This window comes from Halorubrum sp. AJ67 (assembly GCF_000513435.1).
On the sequence record NZ_CBVY010000005.1, the window covers coordinates 207,741 to 211,110 of the forward strand.

Annotated in this window: 2 protein-coding genes; both read left to right on the forward strand. The window is 65.9% G+C overall.

All coding sequences use genetic code 11. The annotated features are described in order from the left end of the window. Positions 1 to 102 precede the first annotated feature (102 nt). Entirely contained in the window at positions 103 to 870 is a 768-nt protein-coding gene (locus tag BN903_RS07125) for a DICT sensory domain-containing protein (RefSeq protein ID WP_048077068.1), read from the forward strand. 470 nt (positions 871 to 1,340) lie between these two features. Continuing rightward, entirely contained in the window at positions 1,341 to 2,735 is a 1,395-nt protein-coding gene (locus BN903_RS07130) for a signal recognition particle protein Srp54 (protein ID WP_048077069.1), read from the forward strand. Positions 2,736 to 3,370: the final 635 nt, after the last annotated feature.

The following is a 3,370-nucleotide window of genomic DNA, read 5'->3' on the forward strand; positions in this document are numbered from 1 at the left end:
GTACGGCCCGGAGGCGTGTCGGGTCGACGCCGCGGGCGCGCGGCTCGTCGGCGGGCGCGGCCGTGAGTAAGCTCTTTGTCGCGTTCGGCCGGAGTTGTTCGCATGGCTGAATCGCTTCGCTCGTTCTTCGACGAGCTCGAGTCGCCCGACCGGCACCTCGTTCTCCTGAACCGATCGTCTCCCGACCCGGTTCTCGGGCTGCTCGACTCGCTGCTCGACGGGCAGTCCGTTTCCATCAGCGAGGCGGTTTCCGACGACGCGGGTGACGACGACGTGGTCGCGTTGGTCGAGAACGGGACGGTGATCGCTCGGTCGTCGCTCGACGAACTGCTCGAATCGGTGCTGCTCATCAACTCCGACCTGTACAAGACCGGCGCGATCGAGCTCGACGACGTCGCGCTCCCGGACGTGTTCCGAGGGCTGGACGAGGTCCCGTTTCGGGTCCGCAGCTACCCCGCCTCGAACAAGGAGAAACTCCTGTTGATCATCATCTCGCGGGTGATAGAGCGAATCGCGGCCGAACACGGCGACGGAACGCTGCGAGCCTCCTTCCAGCGGCTCTCGCGGATCGACGACGAGCGCGGCACCCGGTCGGTGTACGAGCGCGTCGCCGGAACCGACGTCGACGTCCACGTCTACGGCGTCGGCGACGTGGAGTCGCTGTCGACGCTTCCGGTGACCGTTCACTCCGGGACCTCCTACCCGTACCGACGCTCGTGGTTCGTCGTGTTCACGCCTCCCGACGGCGGCGACGGAGACCACGTCGCGCTGCTCGCGCTCGAAGACGAGCCGAACGTCTGGGACGGCTTCTGGACGTTTCGCCCGGAGCTCGTGGCCCGCATCGAGCGGTACATCGCCGAAGAGATCTGAGGCCAACGGGTCGCGGTCAGTCGTCCAGTCGGGACACGAGCGCGACTCGTAGAGGATGACTCCCCCAGCAGTGGCGCGTGCCGACGAGCACCCGAAGGGTGTGAGTCGCACGCGCGAGGGAGTCGCGAGCGACTGGGCGACCGAAGGGAGCCCGGAGCGAGCGACGAGGCTGGGGAGGTGTGAGGTGCGGGGTGGTGCCGTGCGGGGTGGGACTCAAAGGGGCAGCCGGGAAGACGACTTAGGCGACACCGCGCGGAGCGAGTGAAACGAGCGACTGAGGAGCGTGGTTCGAGAGAGCGAAGCTCTCTCGTCATCACGAAAGGCGCGAAGCGCCTTTCGAACGACAGCGAGCGTAAGTCGTCTTCCCGGCTGGGGCTTTGTCGGTGTTCGCCGTCGGCCCGCGAGCAGTGACGTATTCCGCGCCCGCCGACGAACAAAGCTTTACCGCGTCGCCCGCCTATCTCCGGCAAATGGTACTCGACGACCTCGGTACGTCCCTGCGGAGCAGCCTCGACAAGCTCCAAGGGAAGTCCCGACTCTCCGAGAGCGACGTCGAGGAGATCGTCAAGGAGATCCAGCGCTCGTTGCTGTCCGCCGACGTCGACGTCTCCCTCGTGATGGAGCTGTCGGACTCGATCAAGTCCCGCGCGCTCGAAGAGGAGCCGCCGGGCGGCACGACCGCGAAAGACCACGTCCTCCGGATCGTCTACGAGGAGATGGTCGAGCTGGTCGGCGACTCCACCGAACTCCCCTTAGAAAACCAGACGATCCTGCTGGCCGGGCTTCAGGGGTCCGGGAAGACCACCTCCGCCGCGAAGATGGCGTGGTGGTTCTCGAAGAAGGGGCTCCGCCCCGCGGTCATCCAGACCGACACGTTCCGGCCGGGCGCGTACGATCAGGCGAAACAGATGTGCGAGCGCGCCGAGGTCGAGTTCTACGGGGACCCCGACAACGACGACCCGGTCGACATCGCGCGGACCGGACTGGAGGAGACCGCGGACGCCGACGTCCACATCGTCGACACGGCGGGTCGCCACGCGCTCGAAGACGACCTCATCGACGAGATCGAAGAGATCGAGGGCGTCGTCGACCCCGACCGCTCGCTGCTCGTCTTGGACGCCGCGATCGGGCAGGGCGCGAAAGAGCAGGCCCGCCAGTTCGAGGCGTCGATCGGCATCGAGGGCGTGATGATCACCAAACTCGACGGGACCGCGAAGGGTGGGGGCGCGCTGACCGCGGTCAACGAGACCGACTCCTCTATCGCCTTCCTCGGTACCGGCGAGACGGTTCAGGACATCGAGCGCTTCGAGCCGTCCGGGTTCATCTCCCGGCTGCTCGGGATGGGCGACCTGAAGCAGCTCTCCGAGCGCGTCGAGCGCGCGATGCAGGAGACCCAAGAGGAGGACGACGACTGGGACCCCGAGGACATGCTTCAGGGAGAGTTCACCCTGAAGGACATGAAACGCCAGATGGACGCGATGAACAAGATGGGGCCGCTCGATCAGGTGATGGACATGATCCCCGGACTCGGCGGCGGGATGATGGACGAGCTACCCGACGACGCGATGGACGTGACCCAAGACCGGATGCGCCGGTTCGAGCGCATCATGGACTCGATGACCGAGGAAGAGCTTGAGAACCCCCGCGTCATCGGCCAGTCCCGCGTCGAACGCATCGCCCGCGGCTCCGGCACCGACGAGGAGACGATCCAGCAGCTCTTAGAGCAGCACTCGATGATGGAGGAGACGATCGGCCAGTTCCAGGGGATGGGCGAGGGCGACATGCAGCGCATGATGAAGAAGATGGGCGGCGAGGGCGGCGGCGGTCTCGGCGACATGATGGGCGGCGGGAAAGGGCCGTTTTAAATAGGATCTCGTCTGCGAACTGATTATTCATTTACAATGTGTGGCCCGAGGGCGACGGTGAACTCTTTCAAAGCTCCGGTCGTTTACTTATAAACAGTCGCCGGCAGATCGGCAGACAACACCACCGAAGCCCCAGCCGCTCGGCCGTACGATGTTGGAGTCGCTAATAGATCACAGATCGATACGAACCACTCCGAAGCCCCAGCCGGGAGGCGGGCGCACGCTCGTTGTGCTCCTCGTCGCTCACTTTGTTCGCTCCTGCGGTGCTTACGTCGCCTGCGCCCGCCTCCCGGCTGCCCCTTCGATTCCCACCCCGCACCGCACAGCACCGCAGCCTCACACCTCCCCAGCCTCGTCGGCCGCCGTCGCTTCGCTCCGTCGGCCGACTCCCTCGCGCGACGCTCCTCGCGCCCTTAAAAGGGCGCTCGGAGGCGCGCGCCACCGCGGAACACCGAGCTGACCGGATCGATCCCTACCGGCAGCCACCGAGCGCTTCAGGCCCTTTATACGGATGACCGGGCTACGGCTTGGCGATGGACCGCGACCGGATCGGCGAGTACGACGCCTTGGTCCTCGTCTCGCTCGTCTGGTTCCTCGGGAAGTTCGTCCGCTACCTCTTCCCGCCGCTGTTCGAG